General features: G+C 63.6%; 21 protein-coding genes. 5 read left to right on the plus strand and 16 right to left on the minus strand.

All coding sequences use genetic code 11. The annotated features are described in order from the left end of the window. Positions 1 to 38 precede the first annotated feature (38 nt). Genes AC2FMN_RS07140 through AC2FMN_RS07150 form a run of 3 tightly spaced genes read right to left on the minus strand, consistent with a single transcriptional unit; the run spans position 39 to position 3,133 of the window. Positions 39 to 620, minus strand: a complete 582-nt coding sequence (locus tag AC2FMN_RS07140) for a retropepsin-like aspartic protease family protein (RefSeq protein ID WP_496680906.1) — start codon at positions 618 to 620, stop codon at positions 39 to 41. 42 nt (positions 621 to 662) lie between these two features. Beyond that, positions 663 to 1,283, minus strand: a complete 621-nt coding sequence (locus AC2FMN_RS07145) for a MarC family protein (protein ID WP_496680903.1) — start codon at positions 1,281 to 1,283, stop codon at positions 663 to 665. After that, positions 1,280 to 3,133 (minus strand): ABC-F family ATP-binding cassette domain-containing protein, encoded by a 1,854-nt coding sequence (locus AC2FMN_RS07150; RefSeq protein ID WP_496687142.1) that lies wholly within the window; start codon positions 3,131 to 3,133, stop codon positions 1,280 to 1,282. The genes AC2FMN_RS07145 and AC2FMN_RS07150 overlap by 4 nt, the downstream gene beginning before the upstream one ends. A gap of 142 nt (positions 3,134 to 3,275) precedes the next feature. On the opposite strand from AC2FMN_RS07150, the gene ndk reads away from it, so the two are divergent. After that, entirely contained in the window at positions 3,276 to 3,698 is a 423-nt protein-coding gene (gene ndk, locus AC2FMN_RS07155) for a nucleoside-diphosphate kinase (protein WP_496680898.1), read from the plus strand. A gap of 67 nt (positions 3,699 to 3,765) precedes the next feature. Here the strand turns inward: ndk and AC2FMN_RS07160 are convergent, their stop codons facing one another. Beyond that, positions 3,766 to 4,116 carry a TfoX/Sxy family protein gene (locus tag AC2FMN_RS07160; protein WP_496680895.1) on the minus strand — a complete coding sequence of 117 codons (351 nt, stop codon included), beginning with the start codon at positions 4,114 to 4,116 and terminating at the stop codon, positions 3,766 to 3,768. A gap of 98 nt (positions 4,117 to 4,214) precedes the next feature. Between AC2FMN_RS07160 and AC2FMN_RS07165 the strand changes: the two genes are divergently transcribed. Then, on the plus strand, positions 4,215 to 5,438 hold the full coding sequence (locus tag AC2FMN_RS07165; RefSeq protein ID WP_496687144.1) for a cytochrome P450: 1,224 nt from the start codon (positions 4,215 to 4,217) through the stop codon (positions 5,436 to 5,438). Between the two features lie 25 nt (positions 5,439 to 5,463). On the opposite strand, the gene AC2FMN_RS07170 is transcribed toward AC2FMN_RS07165, so the two are convergent. From AC2FMN_RS07170 to AC2FMN_RS07210, 9 genes are all read right to left on the minus strand, one after another. Next, entirely contained in the window at positions 5,464 to 6,831 is a 1,368-nt protein-coding gene (locus AC2FMN_RS07170) for a sensor histidine kinase (protein ID WP_496687146.1), read from the minus strand. Continuing rightward, complete coding sequence (locus tag AC2FMN_RS07175; RefSeq protein ID WP_496687147.1) at positions 6,818 to 7,504, minus strand: response regulator transcription factor; 687 nt, start codon at positions 7,502 to 7,504, stop codon at positions 6,818 to 6,820. The genes AC2FMN_RS07170 and AC2FMN_RS07175 overlap by 14 nt, the downstream gene beginning before the upstream one ends. 164 nt (positions 7,505 to 7,668) lie before the next feature. After that, positions 7,669 to 9,096 carry a DegQ family serine endoprotease gene (locus AC2FMN_RS07180; RefSeq protein WP_496687149.1) on the minus strand — a complete coding sequence of 476 codons (1,428 nt, stop codon included), beginning with the start codon at positions 9,094 to 9,096 and terminating at the stop codon, positions 7,669 to 7,671. Between the two features lie 743 nt (positions 9,097 to 9,839). Then, positions 9,840 to 10,445 carry a nucleotidyltransferase family protein gene (locus AC2FMN_RS07185; protein ID WP_496687150.1) on the minus strand — a complete coding sequence of 202 codons (606 nt, stop codon included), beginning with the start codon at positions 10,443 to 10,445 and terminating at the stop codon, positions 9,840 to 9,842. A gap of 31 nt (positions 10,446 to 10,476) precedes the next feature. After that, a complete protein-coding gene (locus tag AC2FMN_RS07190; RefSeq protein ID WP_496687151.1) occupies positions 10,477 to 12,894 on the minus strand; it encodes a GcvT family protein in 2,418 nt (805 codons plus the stop codon). Between the two features lie 94 nt (positions 12,895 to 12,988). After that, positions 12,989 to 14,296 carry an HlyC/CorC family transporter gene (locus tag AC2FMN_RS07195; protein WP_496687153.1) on the minus strand — a complete coding sequence of 436 codons (1,308 nt, stop codon included), beginning with the start codon at positions 14,294 to 14,296 and terminating at the stop codon, positions 12,989 to 12,991. 68 nt (positions 14,297 to 14,364) lie between these two features. Then, complete coding sequence (locus AC2FMN_RS07200; protein ID WP_496687155.1) at positions 14,365 to 15,315, minus strand: tyrosine recombinase; 951 nt, start codon at positions 15,313 to 15,315, stop codon at positions 14,365 to 14,367. A gap of 2 nt (positions 15,316 to 15,317) precedes the next feature. Next, positions 15,318 to 16,844 (minus strand): hypothetical protein, encoded by a 1,527-nt coding sequence (locus AC2FMN_RS07205; protein ID WP_496680872.1) that lies wholly within the window; start codon positions 16,842 to 16,844, stop codon positions 15,318 to 15,320. Beyond that, complete coding sequence (locus tag AC2FMN_RS07210; protein ID WP_496687157.1) at positions 16,834 to 16,983, minus strand: hypothetical protein; 150 nt, start codon at positions 16,981 to 16,983, stop codon at positions 16,834 to 16,836. Before AC2FMN_RS07210 ends, AC2FMN_RS07205 begins: the two co-directional genes overlap by 11 nt. A 79-nt stretch (positions 16,984 to 17,062) precedes the next feature. Here AC2FMN_RS07210 and AC2FMN_RS07215 point away from each other — a divergent pair, with 79 nt between their 5' ends. Together AC2FMN_RS07215 and aroB are read left to right on the plus strand one after the other, a co-directional pair. Then, on the plus strand, positions 17,063 to 17,650 hold the full coding sequence (locus AC2FMN_RS07215; RefSeq protein WP_496680868.1) for a shikimate kinase: 588 nt from the start codon (positions 17,063 to 17,065) through the stop codon (positions 17,648 to 17,650). Then, positions 17,651 to 18,763: a 3-dehydroquinate synthase gene (gene aroB, locus AC2FMN_RS07220; RefSeq protein ID WP_496687158.1), complete on the plus strand. Its 1,113-nt coding sequence runs from the start codon at positions 17,651 to 17,653 to the stop codon at positions 18,761 to 18,763. A gap of 5 nt (positions 18,764 to 18,768) precedes the next feature. Here aroB and AC2FMN_RS07225 read toward each other — a convergent pair whose 3' ends face one another. Both AC2FMN_RS07225 and ssb read right to left on the minus strand, forming a co-directional pair. After that, positions 18,769 to 19,839: a site-2 protease family protein gene (locus AC2FMN_RS07225; RefSeq protein ID WP_496680864.1), complete on the minus strand. Its 1,071-nt coding sequence runs from the start codon at positions 19,837 to 19,839 to the stop codon at positions 18,769 to 18,771. 17 nt (positions 19,840 to 19,856) lie between these two features. Next, complete coding sequence (ssb, locus tag AC2FMN_RS07230) at positions 19,857 to 20,339, minus strand: single-stranded DNA-binding protein (protein WP_496680861.1); 483 nt, start codon at positions 20,337 to 20,339, stop codon at positions 19,857 to 19,859. Between the two features lie 204 nt (positions 20,340 to 20,543). On the opposite strand from ssb, the gene AC2FMN_RS07235 reads away from it, so the two are divergent. Further along, the gene (locus AC2FMN_RS07235) at positions 20,544 to 21,122 is read left to right on the plus strand and encodes a lytic transglycosylase domain-containing protein (RefSeq protein WP_496687159.1); all 579 of its coding nucleotides are present in this window, start codon (positions 20,544 to 20,546) and stop codon (positions 21,120 to 21,122) included. Between the two features lie 72 nt (positions 21,123 to 21,194). Here the strand turns inward: AC2FMN_RS07235 and AC2FMN_RS07240 are convergent, their stop codons facing one another. Then, positions 21,195 to 23,282 (minus strand): dipeptide ABC transporter ATP-binding protein, encoded by a 2,088-nt coding sequence (locus AC2FMN_RS07240; protein ID WP_496687160.1) that lies wholly within the window; start codon positions 23,280 to 23,282, stop codon positions 21,195 to 21,197. Positions 23,283 to 23,313 lie beyond the last annotated feature (31 nt).

The raw sequence follows: 23,313 nt of genomic DNA on the forward strand, positions 1-23,313 counted from the left end.
CATGTTCCTTATTTGTTCTCAAGCCCGAAGGCCGCCATTCAGCGCGATAGGATCATCCGGCCGTCGGCAAACTGGATGTTGGAAAAATGCTGCAGATAGTCCATGCCCAGCAGGGATTGGTCCATGTCGCCCTCGTTGACCCAGGCCGACACGTTGCGATCCGCGATGGGGCCCAATTCGAGGCTGTCCAGCCGCACAGGGGCGGTGCGCACCAGGCCATTGGCCGTGGCCGCGCGGCCCACGAAATTCATACTGTCCGGATCGATCCCCACGCGTTTCGCGTCACGGGGGCTCAGCACGATCTGGCTGGCGCCGGTATCCACCAAGAAGGTGACCGGTTTGCCGTTCACCAGCATCGGCAGATAGTAGTGCCCGTCAAACGATCGCGGCACCTCGATCACGTTTCCGGCCACGGCCAGTTGCGGTGTGGTGCCCACGGTTGAGCGGATGTCATCCCAAAGGCCCACCACGGCGATGACGCCGATGAAGATGAAGACCCATGCCATGACCATTTGCAGGGTCTTGCCCAGCGACTGGCGGTTCTGGGTGAACAACCACAGCAGCAGCGCCCCGCCGAGCAGAGCCAGATAGGTCAGCCGTCCAAGATCATAACCATCCATCAGCACACCCAAAACCGCTTCATACCATCGGAATATGGGGGGTCAGGCGGCAAAACCAAAGGCCTTGAGGCCATCCAGGATGAACTGTACCGACAGCGCCGCAAGCAACATGCCCAGCAACCGCGTCAGCACGGTCAGCCCAGTCTTGCCGAGAATGCGCGCGATCAGGCCGCTGGACAGGAAGAACAGCAAGACAACTGCCATCACGGCAAGCATCACGCTGACAGCCGCAGCGATGCCCTGAATGCCGGGGTGCTCACCGGCCAGCAGGATGATCGTTGCGATCGATCCGGGCCCTGCCACCAGCGGAATGGCCAGCGGAAAGACTGAGGGGTCAGGGTGCTCTTCCTCTTCCGCACGGTCCTCGCGCCGTTTGTTGCGCCGCTCGAACAGCATGTCGAGCGCGGTCAAAAACAGCAATGCGCCGCCAGCGACCTTGAAGGCCTCCATCGAGATGCCGACAAAGCCGAGAACCGCCTCGCCGAAAGCGGCGAAGGCGATAAGGATGCCCGAAGCGGTCAGGCATGTGCGGTAGGCGACGCGGCGACGGGTGGCTGGGTCCATTCCTTGCGTCAGCGCGACGAAGATCGGTGCGGTGCCAAAGGGGTCGATCACAACGAACAAGGTTGTGAATGCGGTTATGAAGAATGCCATTTCGATCATGCGGCAGCCTCGGCGCTTTCGAGCCGTTCGGCGGCGGCGACCCACAGCGCTTCGGCGCGCTGTATGGCCTCGACCACCTCGGCAAACTTGCGGTTCCAGGTTTCCAGGTCACCGATCCGGTCATCTTCGTACAAGGACGGGTCGGACAGTTTGGCCGAGAGCCTTTCGTGCATCTCGGTCAGCCTCTCCAGCCGTTCCTCGCATTTCCGCAGGTCGGCCCGCAACGCCAGGATGGTATCGCGAGAGGCACGTTTGGGTTTGGCGGCCGGCTTTTCCCGCGTCGGCGGCTTGTCGCGCGCCAGCAGCATCTGGCGATAGGCTTCCAGGTCGCCGTCGAAGGGTTTGACCGTACCGTCCGAGACCAGCCACAGCCGATCGGCCACCAGCCCCAGCAAGTGCATGTCGTGACTGACCAGAACCACAGCACCGGAATAGGCGGTCAGCGCCTCGACCAGGGCCTCGCGGCTTTCTATGTCCAGGTGGTTGGTGGGTTCGTCGAGGATCAGCATGTGCGGCGCGTCGATCGTGGCAATCAGCAGCGACAGCCGCGCCTTCTGCCCGCCCGACAGGCGGCCCACCTCGGTTTCGGCCTGATCTGCGCCAAGGCCGAACCCCGCCAGGCGCGCGCGCAACTGGGCCGGGGTTTCGGTCGGGCGCAGGCGCCGCAGGTGATCCAGCGGGGTTTCGTCCACATGCAGCTCGTCCACCTGATGCTGGGCGAAATACCCGATGCGCAACTTGCTGCTGCGGGTCATCTTGCCCGCCATCAGCGGCAGCCGGTCCGACAGCAGCTTGGACAAGGTCGATTTGCCTTGCCCGTTCTTTCCCAACAGAGCGATCCGGTCGTCTTGATCGATGCGCAGGTTCAGGCGGCGCAGCACCGCGGTATCGCCATAGCCGGTCACCCCGCCCTCGATCTGGATGATCGGCGGCGACAGTTCCTCGGGTTCGGGGAATGAAAAGGCGCGCAAGGCGGCCTCTTGCGGGGTCGAGATCAACTGGATGCGTTCAATCATCTTCAGCCGCGATTGTGCCTGAACGGCCTTGGACGCCTTGTAGCGGAACCGGTCAACGAAGCTCTGCAAATGGGCGATGCGGGCCTTGGCTTTGGCGTTTTGGGCTTCGGCCTGGGCCAGACGTTCGGCACGGCGGGCGGCGAACTTGTCATAGGGGACCGCGTAATAGGTCAACTGGCGGTCTTCCAGATGCAGGATCGAGCCGACCGCCCGGTTCAGCAGGCCCCGGTCGTGGCTGATGACGATCACCGTATGCGGATATTTCGCCAGATAGCTTTCCAGCCACAGCGCGCCTTCAAGGTCCAGATAGTTGGTTGGTTCGTCCAGCAGCAGCAGGTCGGGCCGGGAAAACAGCACGGCGGCCAGCGCGACACGCATCCGCCAGCCGCCGGAAAAGGCCGAGCAGGGCATCTGTTGCTCGTTATCGTCAAAGCCGAGGCCCTTGAGGATCGACGAGGCGCGGGCCTCGGCCGACCAGGCGTCGATATCGGCCAGCCGGGTCTGGATCTCGGCGATGCGGGTCGGATCGCTTGCGGTTTCGGCCTCGGCCATCAGGGTGGTCCGTTCGGTATCGGCTGCCAGGACCGTGTCGATCAGCGATACGTTTGACGACGGAACCTCTTGCGAAACACCGCCGATCCGCGCGCGGCGGGGCAGGGTGATGCTGCCCGATTCCAGCGCCAGCTCGCCCCGGATCAGGCGGAACAGCGTGGTCTTGCCTGTGCCGTTGCGGCCGACCAGACCGACCTTGTGGCCTTCTGGAATGGTGGCGCTGGCGCCCTCGAACAGGGGGCGGCCCTCGACCGCATAGGTGATGTTTTCGATCCGTAGCATGAGTGCGGTGTGGCGCAGGGCTCGGGAAGTGTCAATTGCGTGCTCAACAAGAGGCTTTCCAACCGCTGCGGTCCATGTTAGGCGGCGCGCGGTATATTCCGGCGCGGATCAGTTCGCGCCGTCAGATTAAGGAGACGCCCGCATGGCACTGGAACGCACTTTCTCGATCATCAAGCCCGACGCAACCCGCCGCAACCTGACCGGCAAGATCAACGCCAAGCTGGAAGAAGCCGGCCTGCGCATCATCGCGCAGAAGCGCATCCACATGACCAAGGAACAGGCCGGCAAGTTCTACGAAGTCCACAAGGACCGTCCGTTCTATGACGAGCTGTGCGAATTCATGTCGTCGGCTCCGGTTGTGGTGCAGGTTCTGGAAGGCGAGAACGCCATCGCCAAGAACCGCGAAGTCATGGGCGCCACCAACCCGGCAGACGCGGCCCCCGGCACCATCCGCGCCGAGTTCGCGGAATCGGTGGGTGAAAACTCGGTCCACGGTTCGGACGCACCGGAAACTGCAGCCGTCGAGATCGCTTATTTCTTCTCGGGCATCGAGCTGGTCGGCTAAGCCGTCAGTCATTTGACATCGAAGAGGGTCGCGCCCGCTGCCGGATGCGGCCCTTTTTCGTGCCGCGTCAGCCCTCGGGCGTAAGGTCAGAGGCCGAGACGCGCACGCCGACGGCGTCCAGCTCGGCGACCAGTTTCGAGACGGGCGCCGTTTTCGCGCCGGCCTTGATGCGGTCGAACCTTGCGCGCAGGGCCTTTTTCTCGTCGCCCTTGCAATCGTTCCATGGGCGGCCCTGCAAGCCCATCACCAGAACGTAGTATCCTATGAAATGCGGGCGGGTTCCGGCCTCGATCAGCCTTGCATAAACAGCATCGGCGCCCAGTTCGCGCAGTTCCTCGGCCGAGTGGATACCGGCGCGGGCGCAGGCCTGTTCAAAGGCGGGACCGAGATTGCGGATCGAGGACACGGGGCTGGGCATGGCGTCTGTCTAGCCGCGCTCGGCAGCGATGTCACGCTTGTCCGAGGTCTCGGCCTGAGATACCCAAGGCGGGGGAGCATACGGCAGGGGAGGACGGAATGAACGCATTGGATGTGGCACAGGCGGCGCGGACACTTGATCTGACCGATCCGCCAGAGGGCTTCGTCGAAAATCCGTTTCCGTTCTACGACGCGCTGCTGGACCATGCGCCGGTTCTGCCGCAGCCAGACGGGTCGGTTTTGTTGAGCCGTCACCGGGATCTGGACCGGATTTATCGCGACACCAAGCTGTATTCGTCGGACAAGAAGGCTGCGTTCGGCCCGAAATTTGGCGTGGGATCCCCTCTGTTCGAGCATCACACGACCTCGCTGGTGTTTTCCGATCCGCCGCTGCACACGCGGGTGCGCAAGATCATGACCTCGGCCCTGACCCCGCGCGCGATTGCCCGGATGGAGCCGGGTCTGATCGAGACGGTGGATCATCTGCTGGACGCGATGGCCGGAAAACCCAAGGTCGATCTGATCGAGGATTTCGCTTCGACCATTCCGATCCAAATCATCGGCAACCTGCTGGACGTTCCGATGGAAGAGCGCGGTCCGCTGAGGGACTGGTCGCTGTCCATTCTGGGCGCGCTGGAGCCGGCGCTGACCGAGGAACAGCTGGCGCGGGGCCATGCGGCGGTCGAGGAGTTCAAAACCTATCTGACCGACCTCGTCGCGCGGCGGCGGGCGTCGCCGGGCGATCCCGAGACCGACGTGCTGACCCGGCTGATCCGGGGCGAAGGGGCGGACGAAAAACTCAGCGAGACCGAGCTTTTGCAGAACTGCATCTTCATCCTGAATGCGGGGCACGAGACCACGACGAACCTGATCGGCAACGGTCTGGCGCTTCTGAACGACCACCCGGAGCAGAAACAGCGCCTGCTGGACGACCCCGAGCTGATCACGCCAGCGGTCGAGGAAATCCTGCGCTTTCGCTCGCCCAACCAGTTCGGAAACCGCGAGACGACCGAGGATATCGAGATGGACGGGCTGACGATCCCGGCGGGCACCAACCTGCACCTGTGCATCGGCGCGGCGAACCGCGACCCCGAGGTGTTCGACGACCCGACGCGGTTCGACATCACGCGCAAGCCAAACCGGCACCTGGCCTTTGCAGGTGGGCCGCATGTTTGCGTCGGGCTGACGCTGGCGCGGATGGAAGGGCGCATCGCCATCGGGCGACTGCTGGCGCGGTACCCCGGCTATCGCCTGTTGAACGGGCGGGTGCGGGGCGGGCGGATCCGGTTCCGCGGATACGCCTCGCTGCCCGCGGAATTGTAGGCGGGGTCGTTGGAGGCGCGCCGGATCAGGATTTCGACAGGTTCAGCGTGACTTCCAGCCCCGGATCGGCGTTGCGGGCGCTGAAAGTGCCGCCATGCATCCGCGCGATGGCCGCCACCAGCGCCAGCCCCAGACCCGAGTTGCGGCTGCTGCGGGCCGGGTCCAGCGTGACGAAGGGCTGGTCCAGCCGGCCCAGATCGGGTTCAGGCACGCCGGGACCCATGTCGCGGACGCTCAGCCTAGCGTGCCTGTCGAGGTCTCCCAACTCCACCTTGATGCTGGTGCCCTCGGGCGCGTAGCGCAGGGCGTTTTCCAGCAGGTTGGACAGCGCCTGAGACAGAAGCGGCCGGTGGCCGAGGATGGGGGGCGCGGTGCCGGTCAGGCTGATTTCAACGCCCTGATCCGCGGCGACGGGTTCATAGAGCTCGACCACGTCCGCAGCCAGTTGACCAAGATCGACCTGTTCGAACTGCTCGCGGCCCAGCCCGGCCTCGGCCCGCGAAATCTCGGTCAGTTGCCCAAGGACCCGAAGAATATGGTCGATCTCGGCCGTGGCGCGGGCGGTGTCGGCCTCGCGTTCGCTGTCGTTTCGCTCGCTGTCGCCCAGCGCCTCGACCCGCTGCCGGAGCCGCGACAGCGGCGACCGCAGATCATGGGCGATGGAGTTGGACGTGGTCCGCAAATTGTTCACCAGGTCCTCGATCCGGTCCAGCATGGCGTTGAGCATGGCCGAAACCTGATCGAACTCGTCGCCGGTGCCGCGCTGAGGCATTCTCTGCGTCAGGTCGCCCGACATGATGGAATCGGCCGTATCGGCGATGTCCCGCAGCCGGGAAAAAACCAGCCGGGTCAGTAGCCAGCCCGTCAGGATACTCAGTGCCAGGGCGGCCCCCAGCGCCAGCGCGACCGATTGGAACAGAACCCTGTCGAACTGTTGCCGGGCCAGCGCATCGCGGCCCACCAACAAACGCTCGCCGCCGCGCAGGCGGATGGATGCGGCCGAGACCGGAACCATCTCATTCGTCTCGGTTTTTCGCAATTCCAGTTCGGTCCAGCCGCTGCCCGGTGTCACGCCCTCGGGCCAACGGGCAAGATTGCCCGCAAGGACATTGCCGAACCGGTCGGTCAGCAGATACAGCGCATCGCGCTCTGACGCCGAGGGCAGGCGGCGCTCGATGGCCGTCATCAGCCCGATCAGGCCGAGCCGTTCGTATTCGTCTGCCAGCCCGGTCAGTTCGGCCGAAACGACCGAGCGTGTCTCGCCGTCGATTGTCCGGGTCGCCGTCACATAGACCAGCGCCAGCACCGTCGCGGTCAGCAGCGCGCTGAGCACCATGCTGAGCAGCACCAGCCGGGTGCGGGAATTGTGAAACGAAAATCTAAGCTGTGCCATCGGACATCATGTATCCCGCGCCGCGCACGGTTTCGATCAGGGGGGGCTCGCCGGGTTCGTCCAGCTGTTTGCGCAGTTTCGAGATATGCACGTCGACGACGTTGGTGTTGGGGTCGAAATGATAGTCCCAGACGCCTTCCAGCAGCATCGTGCGCGACACCACGCGGTTCTTGCGGCGCAGGAAGAATTCGAGGATCTGGAATTCGCGCGGGGTCAGGGTGATCTCGCGCCCGTTGCGGGTCACCTTGCGGGTCAGAAGGTTCATCTCGAGGTCGCGGCACCTGAGGGTCGGGGTCTCTTCGGATTCCTGAGGGCGGCGCAGCAGCGCCTCGATCCGGGCATGGAGTTCCTGGAACGAGAACGGCTTGACCAGATAGTCGTCGGCGCCGGCGCGCAGGCCCTTGACCCGCTCGTCCACCGCGCTCATGGCGGTCAGCATCAGAACGGGGGTCTTGATCCCGGCTGCGCGCAGCGATTTCACCAGCGCCAGCCCGTCCAGTTCGGGCAGCATCCGGTCCAGGACGATTGCGTCGAACCCGCCATCGGTAGCGTGATACAGCCCGTCGCGCCCGTTGGTGGCGGTTTCGATGGCATAGCCTTCCTCGGCAAACCCCTTGGCGATGAATTCCCGCGTGTCCCCGTCGTCTTCAACGATCAACAAACGTCTGCTCATGGTCGGATATCCTTTTGCTCGGGATATAAGCATGTGGGGCCGTCAAAGAATACTGCCGGGCGCGGAAATCGCACCCGGCAGCCCCGTCGCACGCGGACATGACGTGCGGGCGGGGGGATGCGCGCGCCGATATCCCCATCATGCGGCGCGCGCGGGGACAAGCGTCAGGCCACCTCTACGGCAACGAAGATCTGGTTGCCGCCTCGATTTATCAGCACCAGCGCCGGGCCGTCCTTCTGGTCGCTCAGCGCCTTTTTCAGATCCTGAGGCGTGTCGATCTCGGCGCGGCCCAGCCGGACGATGACGTCACCGCGGCGCAGACCGGCCTTGGCGGCGGGGCTGTCGGGCTGCAGCGCCGTGACGACCACGCCGTGCACGTTTTCCGGCACGCCCATCTCGGCGCGGGCGGTGTCGGTCAGCGGCGCGACGGTCAAGCCCAGCGTCTTGCCGGCCACCTTGTCGGGCGCCGCAGCGGCGGTTTCGGTCTGGTGCTGGCCGATGGTGACGTTCAGCGTTTCGGTCTTGCCGTTGCGCAGCACGGTCAACTTGCTGTCGGTGCCGATGGCCGTGGTGCCGACTAAGACCGGCAATTCGCTACTGTTGTCGACCTTTTCGCCGTCGAACGCGACGATCACGTCACCCTGCTGAAGCACGCCGTCGGCCGGGCTGCCGGGAACCACGTCCGAGACCAACGCACCAGTGGTGCCCTCTATCCCCATGGCGGCGGCCAGTTCAGGGCTGATATTCTGGATCGAGACCCCCAGCCAGCCGCGGCTGATCTGCCCGTCGTCGCGCAGGTCCTGAGCGATGTGTTCAACGATGTTGGACGTCACGGCAAAGCCCAGCCCGACCGAGCCGCCCGTGGGCGAATAGATGGCCGAGTTCACGCCGATGACTTCGCCTTCCATGTTGAACAGCGGGCCGCCCGAGTTGCCCTTGTTGATTGCTGCGTCGGTCTGGATGAATTCAGCATAAGGGCCATCCGAGATGTTGCGCCCCTTGGCCGAGACGATGCCCGTGGTGACGGTCGAACTCAGCCCGAAGGGGTTGCCGATGGCCACAACGTCTTCACCCACGCGGATTTCGTCGCTGTCGCCCAGCGGCACTGCGGTCAGAGGGGTATCGGCTTCGATTTTCAGCAGCGCGAGGTCGGTCAGCGGGTCGGTCCCGATGATCTCGGCTTCATAGCTGCGGTCGTCATGCAGGCGCACCGTGACCTTGCTGGCGCCCTCGACGACGTGGTTGTTGGTAATGATATAGCCATCAGCATCCATGACAAAGCCGGAGCCCAGCCCCTGACGGGGGCCCTGCCGCGGAATGTCCATGCCTTCGGGGGCACCGAAACGCTTGAAGAATTCGCCAAAAGGATGTCCTTCGAAATCGAAATTGGGGCTGCCGGCCGGCATCGGGGCGGCGTCCTGCGTCGCGATGATGGTCACGACGGCGGGCGATACGGATTCGACCAGATCGGCCACCCGCTCGTCGGCCAGGGACGGGATCGCGGTCCCGGCCAGCAGGGCGGCGCTCAGAGCGGCCGCGCCAAACAGACGGGGTGTACGGAAAGCGTTCAAGAGGGGCTTGCGGGTATTCATGTCTCGACTGTGCTCCTTGGATTCGTCGCAGAGGATCATTTCTTTGACGGAAAGATGGAGGACGGCCCTGTGGGTTTTCTGACCTGATGGTTAAATTTTCTTAATTCTGCCATTTTCTTGCGGTCTATGCCCGACGAGCGCAGGCGGTTTTCCGGGATTCGATTCTGCGCGAATCGTCGGATTGTTGCCGAAAAGGGCGCTAATTGTAGAAAAGTGTTGCATTGATCACTCAGAGGCTACAACGGCGACGAGGCCGGAGTTATGAGTTGGATAGTCTCGCTTAGGTTGTATGTCTTTGAAAACGTCGCTCAGTATCTGATGTCATTCAGTACACTATTTTTAATCCCACTCCCGTGACAGAACGATTGAACGCTCTGGTAGTTCGGCCGGTCAAGTTCCGCAACTCTGCCATGGGTAGAACATGGCCGAGATTCATACTGTGCGGGCGCTACGTCAAATTGAGCCTTGTTGTGCCTTGCGACGAATTTTTTATTGTTTTGAAGCGAATGATCGGTGACGATGAAATTGTCCAAAAAGGGGGCCTGACAGACATCAAGGGGGTGTCTTCAGGCAGATCTCGATTACCGGGAATGCCAGTGGCATGTTAACGAGGGGGTCTTGTTTCAGTTCTGCAGAGCCACGTCCGTTCATCTTCTGATGCGTCGGGCGCGTTTCCGGAAAAGGTGAAAGTGGTAGTCCTGCATTTTTGGGCAACCGGCCCGGTCTGAAAAGATCGGGCCGTGTTAGTTTTTGGCCTGCCGACCGGCTCGCCAGTCGGCCCAGTCCCGGGGCGTGTCCAGATCGCGGGTGGCATGGGTCCCCGGCAGGGGTTCGATATGGACTTTGTCGCGATGGGCCCTGACGACACTCTGCGCGCCGGAATCTCCGGTCAATGAACGCAACTGCGGAAACAGAGATGATGCGAAGACCACCGGGTGACCGGGGGTGCCGTCGCTTGCCGATCCGCGCCAGATCATGCAGTCCGGGTTTTCGCTGACCGAGCGCAGCACCTTTGCCAGATCGTCGACCGTCAAGTCCGGCAGGTCGGCCAGCAAGATCATCGCGGCGTCGGCTGTATCGGGTAAGTGATTCAGGGCCGCGCGCAAGCTTGCGTTCATGCCTTCCTCTGCGTCGGTGACCGGAACCACGCGCACATCCAGTCCGGCCAGTGCGTCGTGGCGTGGGTGCGGGGCCGGGGGCAGAGCCACGATGACCGGGGCCACGGCCTGCGCGATTTCCGCCGTCCGGCGCAGCAGGGGCTGGCTGTCTATTTCCTGCATCAGCTTATCGGCCCCCCCCATGCGGCTGGATCGGCCAGCGGCAAGGAGGATGATGGGAATGGTGTTCATGCCGCCACCATGACGCGCGGCGCGGGCATTGTCACCCGCGCATGCGCGCGCCATCCGCGTCGAAGGGCGGGGTCGAGATCACGCGGGCCTTGCGCATCTGGCCTAGGATCTCGATTTTCACCTGCATTCCGTCAGAGATGCGGTCGGTGGGCAGGAAGCCCATCGCGATCGACTTGCCTGTGTGGTGCGAGTAACCGCCCGAGGTGCAGAAGCCCACGACCTTGCCGTCCAGCCAGATCGGTTCATAGGCGTTCACGTCGGCGTCGTCGGCGTCGACCTCGAAGGCCACCAATCTGCGCGCGGGGCCTGTCGCGCGTTCCGCCTCGGCAGCGGCGCGACCGATGAAATCGGCGGGTTTGTTGAAGGCGATGAAACGGTCCAGCCCGGTTTCGGCCGCCGTGTAGTCGGGCGAGAACTCGCGCATCCACGAGCCGAAGAACTTGTCGAGCCGCAGGCTCATCATCGCGCGCATGCCGAAGGGGGTGATGCCGTGCGGTTGCCCGGCCTGCCACAGCGTCCACCACAGCTGGCGCTGCGCCATCGGATCGCAGTAGATCTCGAACCCCAGGTCGCCGGTATAGCTGACACGCTGCACGATACAATCGGTCATGCCGACGACCATCCGCCGCACGTCCATGAAGCGCATGTCGCTGATATCGGCGCGGGTGCAGGCGGTCAGAACCTCGCGCGCCTTGGGGCCGGCGATCTGGAAGCCGTTGCGTTTGTCGCTGATATTTTCGACGGTTACGCCGTCTTCCTGATGTATCTGGAACCAGCGCATGTGGAAGTTCTGCGCGCCGTATGAGGCGGTGAGCTGAAATTCCTCCTCACCCAGACAAGAAACCGTGAAGTCGCCGATCAGCTTGCCCTTGGGCGACAGCATTGGGGTCAGCGACAGGCGGCCCGGCTTGGGGATGCGACCCGCCATGATCCGATCCAGCCAGTTGCGGGCACGGGGGCCGGTGACTAGGTATTTACCGAAATTGTGCACCTCGTTGATGCCGACGCCCTCGCGCACGGCGCGCACTTCGCGGCCGGTTGCCGCGAAGGCGTCCGAGCGGCGGAAGGAGGGGGTTTCATAGGTGGGCTCGCCCTCTTGCGCGAAGTAGTTCGGCACTTCCAGACCGTATTGCTGGCCCCAGACCGCGCCCAGATCGCTGAAGATGTCATACATCGGCGTGGTGCGGTTGGGCCGAGCGGCGGGCAGTTCCTCGTTCGGGTAGGCGACCGAGAAACGCTTCTGATAATTCTCAATCACCTTGGGGCGGGTGTAGCCCGGGGTGATCCAGTCGCCGAACCGGGCCACGTCCATGGCAAAGACGTCGCGCTCGGGCTCGCCCTCGATCATCCACTGCGCCAGTGTCAGACCGACGCCGCCGCCCTGGCTGAACCCGGCCATCACACCGCAGGCCGACCAGTAGTTGCGCACGCCCGGCACCGGCCCGACCAGCGGGTTACCGTCGGGGGCAAAAGTGAACGGGCCGTGGATCACAGATTTCACCCCGGCCTCGGCCAGAACCGGGAAACGGCGATAGGCAAATTCGATACTGTCGATGATCTTGTCGAAATCGTCGGGCAGCAGTTCGTGGCCGAAATCCCAAGGGGTGCCGTCCACCGCCCAAGGCTTGCAGGGCTGTTCGTAGAAGCCGATGCAAAGGCCGCGCCCCTCCTGCCGCAGATAGCTCTCGCCGGCCGGGTCCATGACGTGCGGATGCTCGCCTCCCGTGTCGATGATCGCCTCGATCTGAGGGATGTTGTCGGTGACGAGGTATTGATGCTCCATCGGGTGCAGCGGGAAGTAGATGCCCGCCATCGCGCCCACCTCGCGCGCCCAGAGGCCGCCGGCGTTGACGATATGCTCGGCGTGGATGGTGCCCTTGTCGGTCACAACGTCCCATGTTCCGTCGGGGCGCTGGTTGGTCTCGCGCACCATGCAGTGGGTTTCGATGGTGGCACCGCCCATGCGTGCGGCCTTGGCATAGGCATGGGTCGTGCCCGAGGGATCAAGGTGCCCGTCCAGCGGATCATACAGCGCGCCGATGATGCCGTCGGTATTGGTGATGGGGGCGATCTTCTTGATCTCGTCCGGGCCGACGATTTCGGTTTCCAGCCCCATGAAGCGGTGCTTGGCGCGCTCGGCCAGCAGCATGTCGAACCGGTCCTGGTTGTCGGCCAAGGTGATGCCGCCCACATGGTGCAGCCCGCAGGACATGCCGGTGATCTCTTCCAGCTCTTTATACAGCCGGATGGTATAGCCTTGCAGCGCGGCCATGTTGGTGTCGCCGTTCAGCGTGTGAAACCCGCCCGCCGCGTGCCAGGTCGATCCGCTGGTCAGTTCCGACCGTTCCAGCAGCATCACATCCGACCAGCCCAGTTTGGTCAGGTGATACAGCACCGAACACCCGACAACTCCACCGCCGATCACGGCAACCTGACACGTCGATTTCATCCGCACCTCCTTGCGTCTGGCCCGAAGGTGCAGGGGTGCCGCGACGGTATCTGTCACGAAAACGACCGAGTTTGTCGTTTCCGCCGGCCGTCCGTCAGAGCGGCCGCACCTTCAACCAGGTGATCCGGTTGCCCTCGCGTTCGACGACCTCGAACCGGAAGCCGTGGAACGAGAACACCTGACCAACGGTCGGGATCATCTGCGCCTCATGGATCACCAGCCCGGCAATGGTGTTGGCCTCGTCATCGGGCAGGTTCCAGTCCATCGCACGGTTCAGGTCGCGGATGGTCATCGAGCCTTCGACCAGGTACTGACCGTCTTCGGTGCGCGTAATCGTCACATCTTCGTCCACGTCGAACTCGTCCGCGATCTCGCCCACGATTTCTTCGAGGATGTCCTCGAGCGTGATCAGCCCCTGAAGCGATCCGTATTCATCGACCACCAGCGCAAAATGGCTGTGCATGCGCAGAAATTCCCGCATTTGGTCGTCCAGAGTGGTGGTTTCCGGCACGAAATACGGGGCGTTGGCCACTTTGAGGATGTCGAATGACTTCAGTCGCTCGGCACCGCCCTCGCCGCCGCCGGCCTGCGCGTACATGGCGCGGAACAGGTCTTTGGCATGCACGACACCCACGATGTTTTCGGGCTGGTCGCGGAACACCGGCAGGCGCGTGTGACGGCTTTCGAGACACTGTTTCAGGATCGCTTCGGGGTCGGCATCGGCGTCGATCATCTCGATATTCGAGCGGTGCAGCATGATTTCCTCGACCGTGCGGTCGCCGAGGTCAAGCGCCCCCAGGATGCGATCGCGGTCCTCTTTTTCGACGACGCCTTCGGAATGGCCCAGTTGCAGGGCGCCGGCGATCTCTTCACGCACGGCAAGGATGTGGCTGTCCGGGTCGATCCGTACACCGAACAGGCGCAAAACCCCGCGCACCAGAAGGCGGACAGCGGCCACCACCGGCGAAAACACCGTAACGACAACACCGATCACCGGGGCGACCGCAGCGGCGGCCTTTTCGGCATTGGTGATCGCATAGGTCTTGGGGAGAACTTCGGCAAAGATCAGAACCAGCAGGGTCATGACCAGCGTAGCCAGCGCCACGCCGCTTTCGCCGAACAGCCGCGTGAACAGAGCCGTCGCCAACGAGGCCGCAAGGATATTCACCAGGTTGTTGCCCAGCAGGACCGACCCGATCAGCCGTTCGTTGTCGTCGGTGATTTCCAGCGCCTTTTGCGCACCGCGCGATCCTTTGTCGGCCTGCGCGCGCAGCTTGCCCCGAGACGACGCAGTCAGCGCCGTTTCCGAGCCAGAGAAGAAGCCGGACAGCACAAGCAGGAACAGGATCGAGACGGTGGTGATCCAGAAGGCGCTGTCGAAAAGGGAAGGGTCAGGGTCCATCGTTCCACTATGATTGTTTTCGCGCCTTGGTTATGGGGTCGCGGGGGCATGCGATCAAGGGGAAGCCCCTAGTCCTCGGTGTCGTTCCTGGCAAGGGGGTGATGTTGCAACACCAATTCCGACAGCCGCTCGTCCAGAACATGCGTGTAGATCTCGGTCGTGGCCACGTCGGCATGGCCCAGCAGGGTCTGGATCGAACGCAGGTCGGCCCCGTTGGCCAATAGATGCGTGGCAAAGGCGTGCCGCAGCGTGTGCGGGGTGACCTTGTCGGGGGACACACCGCCTTGAACCGCCAATTCCTTGACCAGCAGGAAGAACCTGTGCCGGGTCAGGTGCCCGGACTTGCCGCGCGACGGAAACAGAAAGCGTGACCTCTGTCCGCCTTTGGCCACGGTCGCCTCCTCGGCCGCATCGCGCGCAGCCAGCCATGCGGCCAACGCATCGCGGGCCGGTGGCGACAGGGGCACCATCCGTTCCTTGCCGCCCTTGCCCAGAACCAGAAGCATCCGCGGGTCGCCACGCGCTGCGGATACGGGCAGCGAAACCAATTCGGTTACCCGCATGCCGGTGGCGTACAACAGCTCCATCAGGCATGTGTTGCGCAGCCGGTCGGCTTGGGTGCGGCCGGTCTGGCGAGCGGCCTGCAGCAGGCGGTCGACCTCGGCCACGTCCAGCGTCTTGGGCAGGCGCTTTTGCCGGCCTGGTCCCTTGATCTGGATGGCGGGGTTGGTGTCGCGCCAGCCCTCCTCGAAAGCGAAGCGGTACAGCTGTTTGATGGCGGACAGGCGGCGAGCCCGGGTCGCGCGCGACAGGCCCTCGGCATCGCAGTCGATCAGATAGGCCTCGATCCGGGTCTGGTCGGCATGGGCAAATCCGGCGCCGTGACGGCTCAGCCATCCCGCGAAGTCCTTCAAGTCGCGCCCATAGGCCAGCAGCGTGTTGGTTGCCGCGCCCAGCTCGGCGGCCTGCGCCTCGAGAAAGGCCGAGATCCACAGCTCTGGCGTTTCAGGCCCCGGCACGGTCAGACCCCCTGCAGGATCAGCAGCTGCAGCGCCGCCCGCCGCGCGGTATCCTCGAGCCCGACCCTGCGGAAGGTTGCGATGGCGGCGGTCAAGTCCACCAGGTTGCCGCGCGCGCCCTGGGCATAAAGCTGCATCGCTTCCAGAATCGCTTCGCCCAACCGGTTCTGATCCAGCATAGTCTGCAGGTCGGGCGGGACCGGGGCGGCCCAGGCAAAGCCTTCGGTGATCGCATCGGACAGCGGCGACGGCGAAGGGGCCTGATCGGGCATCCCCCGGGCCAGCGCGGCAAGAAAAGCATTGGCAGTTGGCCCATCGGGCACGGATTGGGCTGCGTCTTCATACAGCTCGGACAGCAGCAGAATGCGCCAGCGCAGGTTCTCGGCCTCGGCGCCGGGCAGGGGGAGGGGCACTAGCCGGTCCGCGAACAGCTCGGCAAAGGGAACCTGCAGCCCGACGGTTTCCATCTGCGCCCAGACCGCGATCAGCGCATCCGCGACGGCCTGCGGCTTGCCGCCGTCCAGCGCGGCCTCGAACCGCTGTACCGCGGCGACGCGGTCCCAGACGGCGCCCGAGGCCGCCGGGGCGCGCTCGGTATAGAGACCCAGCAGGTGGTTGGGGGTCAACGCTCCGATGCGGGTCAGGCGCTCGGCCGCCTCGATCTGGGCCTTCCAGCCGGCGACGTCGCGCAGATCGGCATTGGCAAAGGCGCGCGGCAGCGACGCGGTGGGCAGCCGTTCGCCGATGGCCTCGAACAGGCGAAAGGTCAGCGGGTCGGGGTCCTGGGGTTGCGGAAGATAGGGGGCGCCTTCGAACATCTCGGGGCTTAGAAACCGGTCGAGCAGGTCCAGCGTTTCTGTCGGCAGGATCTCGAGCGCGTGGGCGGCCTCGAGCATGAGCGCGGCCGAGGCCCAGTCACCGCGGCGTGCCTTGCAGAAAATGTGGGCGCGGTAGTCACGGGACAGGCCGGGTTGCGCGATGAGCGCGGTACAGCTGCGGTCCTCGTCGCCGGTCAGCAAGGTCGTGTCGAACCAGCGGCGAAACCGGTCCGGTGAAGCCGCCGGCCCGGCCTGTTGCACCAGCGCCTGCGCAGGGTCGGCCGCCCCCAACTGGAACAGGCGATCCAGTCGCGCCAGCAGCAGGGTGTCAGGATCCGCGCCGCCCGACGGCGCGCGGGCTTCGGTCAGCAGCAAGGTGAACATCAGCTTTTGCATGGCCGGGCTGGATTTCACCGGAACTTGCCCGATCAGTCGGGCTAGGCGGGCCGGGTCGCTTGGGCGCCACAGATCCACCGGCAGTCCCGTCACCGAGGCATCCACCAACCCCAGTGGCTGCGACAGCGCCTCGAGCGGAGTTACATGGATCTGCGGGTCCGCCACCGCATCGGCCACCGGAGGTTCGAGCATCACCGTTCCCGGTAGCAGGTCGCCCGGTTCCTTCAGCCAGTCGATCGCCGACAGCGGCTCGGTCGTCTGTGCGGCGACCTGCCCGGCCAGGGCAATCGTCACCGCCGCGGCCCTAGTCCACATTCAGGATGACCGGTTCGCTGATTTCGCTTTGCGGGGCCGAGAAATCCGCGCCGAAAAACGGCCCCAGATAGGCATAAGCTACCAGCCCGATGAAACTCAGGCAGATGAGGTACAGGAGGAGTTTGATCAGACGGCCCATGGCGAAACGCTGCCTCAAATTTTGATTTTGGCCAAGTTATAACTGGCATTTTTTCCAAGATCACGTCATTCACGGGGAAATGAGCGAAATTAAGCATAACGCATCGCCGGCATCGGTCCGGCCGGCCTATGACCTGCACAAAACGGTGGTTATGGTCGGCATGATGGGCGCTGGCAAGACGGCGGTGGGCCGGGCGCTGGCCGCGCGGCTGGGTGTGCCGTTCCTGGACAGTGATGCCGAGATCGAATCGGCCGCCAACATGACCATTCCCGAGATCTTCGAGCGCGATGGCGAGGCATTCTTTCGGGCCAAGGAAAGCCAGGTCATCGGCCGGTTGCTGGACGAGCAGAAAGGCATTCTGTCGACTGGCGGCGGCGCCTTCCTGTCCGAGGCGAACCGCAGGATGATATCAGAGCGCGGCGTGTCGGTCTGGCTGAGGGCCGATCTGGAGGTGCTGTGGAACCGCGTCCGCCACAAGGACACACGGCCGCTGCTGCGCACCCCCGATCCGCATGCGACGCTGAGCGCCTTGTACCAAGCACGCGTTCCGCTTTACCAACAGGCCGATCTGGTCGTGGACTCGGATGGCGAAACTGCGATCGAGGACATGGTGGACCGGGTCTTGGAGAAACTGGCGACGCGCCCTGACGTTCTGGAACTGAAGTAGATGCATCAAACCGTATTCGTTGATCTGGCCGAACGGTCCTATGACGTGGAAATCGGGCCGGACCTGCTGGCGCAGGCCGGGATGCGGATCAGGCCGCTGTTGCCCCGCCCGCGTGTGGCGGTACTGACGGATGAAACGGTTGCCACGCTGCATCTGGACGCGCTGCGTGCCGGGCTGGCCGCGGCCGGTGTCGAGATGACTGCCCTGGCGCTGCCGCCGGGTGAGGCAACCAAGAGTTGGCCCCATTTCGAACGCGCGGTCGAATGGCTGCTGGCCGAAAAGGTCGAGCGCCGTGATGTCGTCGTAGCCTTTGGCGGCGGGGTGATCGGCGATCTGGCCGGGTTTGCCGCTGCCGTGCTTCGCCGGGGGGTGCGGTTCGTGCAGATCCCGACCTCTCTGCTGGCGCAGGTCGACAGTTCGGTGGGCGGCAAAACCGGCATCAACGCCCCGCAAGGCAAGAACCTGATCGGCGCCTTCCACCAGCCGTCGCTGGTGCTGGCCGATACCTCGGTTCTGGGCACCTTGACGGCGCGGGATTTTCTGGCGGGCTATGGCGAGGTCGTGAAATACGGGCTGCTGGGCGATGCCGAATTCTTTGAATGGCTGGAACGCAACGGCCCCGCGTTGGCCGAGGGCGACATGGCGGCCCGGGTTCAGGCGGTGACGCGCTCGGTGCAGATGAAAGCCGACATCGTCGCGCGCGACGAGACCGAACAGGGCGACCGGGCGTTGCTGAATCTGGGCCATACCTTCTGCCACGCGCTCGAGGCCGCGACCGGCTATTCCGACCGGTTGCTGCATGGCGAGGGCGTGGCCATCGGCTGTGCCTTGGCCTTCGAACTGTCGGCGCGCCTGGGCATGTGTTCGCAGGAAGACCCCAGCCGCGTTCGGGCGCATCTGCGCGCGATGGGGATGAAGACTGACCTCGCCGACATTCCCGGCGATTTGCCGGGGGCGGGGGCGCTGGTCGATCTGATGGCCCAGGACAAGAAGGTGGTGGACGGTCAGTTGCGGTTCATTCTGGCGCGCGGAATCGGGCAGGCCTTCGTGACTTCGGACGTGCCGCGCGATGCGGTTTTGTCCGTGCTCGAGGATGCGCTGGCCACCTGCTGACGGTCTCAGCGTCCCCGGATTACCATCAGTTCGCCGATGTTTTCGCGGGTTATGTACCCGACCATCTGCCCCGCTCTGGTGCACACGGCCACCGCCGGAGCGCCGCCATGCAACCCGTCTAGCACTGCCTCGAGCCCGCCGGCTGGCGATACGATGGGAATCTCGGTCTCCATGACCGATGTGGCCGGTTCGGACCGGGGGTGTTCGCCGGCGAGGGCTGCGAACAACCGGTTGCGCGTCACGAAGCCCAGCAGTTGCCCGTCGGGGCCCAGCACCGGAAACTCGTGCTGGGTGGTCTGGATCACGGCCTGCGCGGCCGTACCCAGCGTGTCCTGCGGCGTCAGTGCGTGGAACTCGGTGATCATCGCGTCGCGGGCCAGAACTCGGCGCGCGATCGAGCGCATCTCGACATCCTGGCTCTCGGCATTGGCGGCGATGAAGACGAACACCGCGATCAGGACCAGGATCGGGTTTCCGGTGCTAAGCCCCAGAAAGCCGAAACCCACCGCCACGATCTGACCGGCCGAGGCAGCAGCCCGCGTGGCCTTGACCCGGTCCATCTTTAGGCACAGCAGCGCCCGGAACACCCGGCCACCATCCATCGGAAAGGCCGGGATCAGATTGAATACCGCCAAGAAAAGGTTCACATACGCCAGCCGGCTGAACAGATCGACGCGCGCCGAGTCGATATGGGCCATTACATCCATCTGAATGCCCGCACCCAGACCCACCAGCACCAGCCAGATCACGATGTTCACCGCCGGCCCGGCTAGCGCAACGGCAACTTCCTGCATGGGCTTTTCCGGCATCCGCTCCAGCCGGGCCAGCCCGCCGATCGGCAGAAGCGTGATGTCCGGCGTGCGGATGCCATAGCGGCGGGCCATCAGCGCGTGGCCGAATTCATGGGCGACCACGCAGGCAAACAGCGCCAGAACGAACAGGATGTTGTCAAATGCGGCGGGCAGGCCGCCCTCGGCATAGGCCGCGAAGCCGACCCAGGCCAACAGAATGAAGAACGTGACATGGACCCTCAGCTCCGAGCCAAGCAGACGACCGACGGCGAAGGACCATGTCATTTTCTGGCTCCGTCAGATCAGAACGGGATCTCGTCGTCGTCGATCCCGCCCGAGGCCGGGGCTGGTGAACTGCCGCCCATCGGTGCGCCATAGGGGTCTCCGTAACCGCCGGACTGGCCACCACCGTAACCGCCGCCGCCGCCTTCTCCGCGGGCATCCAGCATGACGAGGGTCGAATTGAACCCTTGCAGAACGACCTCGGTCGAATACCGGTCCTGACCGGACTGATCCTGCCATTTGCGGGTCTGCAACTGGCCTTCGACGTAAACCTTTGACCCCTTGCGAAGGTATTGCTCGGCCACCCGGACCAGGCCCTCGTTGAAAATCGCGACCGAGTGCCACTCGGTCCGTTCGCGGCGCTCGCCCGTATTGCGGTCTTTCCAGGTTTCCGACGTGGCGATGCGCAGGTTGCAGACCTTGCCTCCGTTCTGAAACGACCGAACCTCGGGGTCACGCCCGAGATTGCCGATCAGAATGACCTTGTTGACTGAACCTGCCATGTTTTTCCTCGTATCCTGTCTTGCGGGTTGGGGCGCGAATCTCGCGCGGTGTTCACCCGAACCCTATACCCCCCGCGCGCGGGTTGGAACACGGATGATCGTGGAGCCTTAGGTTTGAATTTCCACCCGCGATTAACCAAGCTTTCATTTCGGCTTGAAATACCTATACTCAATCTGATGGCAGAACGGGCGGGATTTGCTTGAATGCGGTATGTGTTGACTGGTTTTTTGGTTGTCTTCCTTGCGCTGACTTCTGTTCCGTCGGGTGCGGATGTTCTTTCGACCAAGAACCGCAGGGATATCTTTCTCAAGCAGGCCAAGGTGCTGGACAGTCGCGCCGCCAGCCAATACCGCGACAGCGAGCGTCTCAAACCCAAATCGGCGCAGGGAAAGTTCGGCAAACGGTATGACGGCAAGTACAAGGGGCAGTATCTGGCTCTGGCGCGCCAGGCCGCCCGCATGCACAACGTCCCCGAAGAGCTGTTCCTGCGGCTGGTCCAGCAGGAAAGCGGATGGAACCCGCATGCCCGGTCCCACAAGGGCGCTTTGGGGCTGGCGCAGCTGATGCCGCAGACCGCGCGCCTGCTGGGCGTGGACCCGCACGACCCCAAGCAGAACCTGGAAGGCGGCGCGCGCTACCTGTACTGGCAGTACAAGAAATTCAGGTCATGGCGCCTTGCACTGGCCGCTTACAATGCGGGGCCGAAGGCGGTGGAAAAGCACGGCGGTATTCCACCTTATGCAGAGACCCGGAACTATGTGAAGGCCATCTGGGGCGGCTGAAAACCCCATCACTCGCGGCAATTGGTCTGGACCGTCCAGTGGACGGCCCCAACCCGTCGAAGACCGCGTACGTCATTCAGCAGCGATCTTGATGACCGGCTGCATTCTGGCAAGAATGTCCTCGGCCAGATGGCACTTGATCTGGTGCCCCTCGGACAAAGTTTTGACCGGCGGAACCTGCTGTTCGCACAGGCCCCCGTGGACTTCGGATTTCCACCGGCAGCGCGTCTGAAACGGACATCCCGGCGGCGGGTTCATCGCCGATGGAATATCCCCCTCGAGCACGATGTGCTCTTTCTCGACCGAGGTATCGGCGATCGGAACCGCGCTCAGCAATGCCTCGGTATAGGGGTGATAGGGGGGCGAGAACACCTGATCAGTGGTGCCCAGTTCGACCACATGGCCTAGATACATCACCATCACGCGGTCGCTGAGGTAGCGGACGATCGACAGGTCGTGGCTGATGAACAACAGTGTCGTCTTGTGCTCGCGCTGGATTTCCATCAGCAGGTCGGTTACCGCGGCCTGCACCGAAACATCCAGCGCCGAAACCGGCTCGTCTGCGACGACGATTCGCGCATCTCCGGCAAAGGCACGCGCAATGCCAACCCTTTGCTTCTGGCCACCCGACAGTTGCCGTGGCATCCGGTCGGCAAAGGCCCGGGGCAGCTTCACCAGATCCAGCAACTCCAGCATCCGTTGCTTGCGCTCGGCCTCGGAATTGCCGACGCCGAAGATTTCCAGCGCGCGGATGATCTGTCGCCCCACCGTCATCGACGGGTTCAGCGTGTCAAAGGGGTTCTGGAACACCATCTGGACTTCGCCGATGGTTTTCGTATCCCGCTCTTCGATCGGCAGATCTTCGATGTTGCGGTTGTCCAGCAGGATTTGCCCGTCTGTCGCCGTTTCCAGCCCCATCAGCACCTTGGCAAAGGTGGATTTGCCGCAGCCCGACTCGCCCACAATGGCCAGAGTCTCAGACTCGCGGGCCTCGAAACTCAGGGTCTCGTTGGCCTTCACCACTTTCTTCTCGCCGCCACCGAACAGCGCATTTGCGGCGACTTCATAATATTTCTTGAGGTTGTCGATCTTCAGAACGGTCTGACCGATGGGCGCTTTTTCCTTCTGCTCCGCCACGGTAACCGGGGCGTTCCAGTCGATCTCCTGGAACTTGAGGCAGCGCGTGTGGTGACGGTCATTCCCCGGCACCGGGAACATCGGGATGTCTTGCGCGTCACAACGCCCCTCTTCGAAATAGTCGCAGCGCGGTCCGAAATTACAGCCCCGCGGACGTTCATGCGGCAAGGGGAAATTGCCCGGAATCGCGACCAGCGGGCGCGCGTTCTTGTCCGCGCCGGGTAGGGGGATCGAGCGGAACAAGGCCTGCGTATACGGGTGCTGCATCTCGTCGAACACGTCATGGATCGAGCCCCGTTCGACCGCCTCGCCGGAATACATCACGCACAAACGGTCGCAGGTCTCCAGCACCAGGCCCAGATTGTGCGAAATGAACAGCATCGAGGTGCCGTATTTCTTGCCCAGGTCCTTGACCAGTTCCACCACGGCGGCCTCAACGGTCACGTCCAGCGCGGTTGTCGGTTCGTCGAGGATCAGCAGTGCCGGTTTCGACATCAGCGCCATCGCGATCACGATGCGCTGCTGCTGGCCGCCAGAAAGTTGATGCGGAAAGCTGTTCAGCATCCGTTCGGGGTCGGGCAGGCGCACGTCGGTCACCACTTCCAGCGCGCGGGCATAGGCCTCTTCCTTGCTGACCCCTTCGTGGATCATCGGTACTTCCATCAGCTGCTTGCCGATCTTCATCGCCGGGTTCAGCGAAGCCATCGGCTCCTGATAGATCATCGCAATCTCGTTGCCGCGGATGTCGCGCAACTCCTCGGCACTCATCTCGCTCAGATCGCGGCCCTTGAACTTGATGGTGCCTCCGACGATACGGCCGTTCTTGCCAAGATCCTGCATCACGCCCAGCGCAACGGTCGACTTGCCGCAGCCGGATTCCCCGACCAGCCCCACCGCCTCGCCGGGCATCACGGAAACCGAAAAATCCATCACGGCCGGAATTTCCCGTAGGCGGGTAAAGAATGAAATCGACAGTTTTTCGATTTCCAGGATTGGCCCGTCATGATCTGCAAGTTTGCTCATTTCTTCGCTCCTCGCCAAAGTCCGGTTTCCC

The sequence above is a fragment of the Ruegeria sp. BHSC037 genome (genome assembly GCF_059613045.1).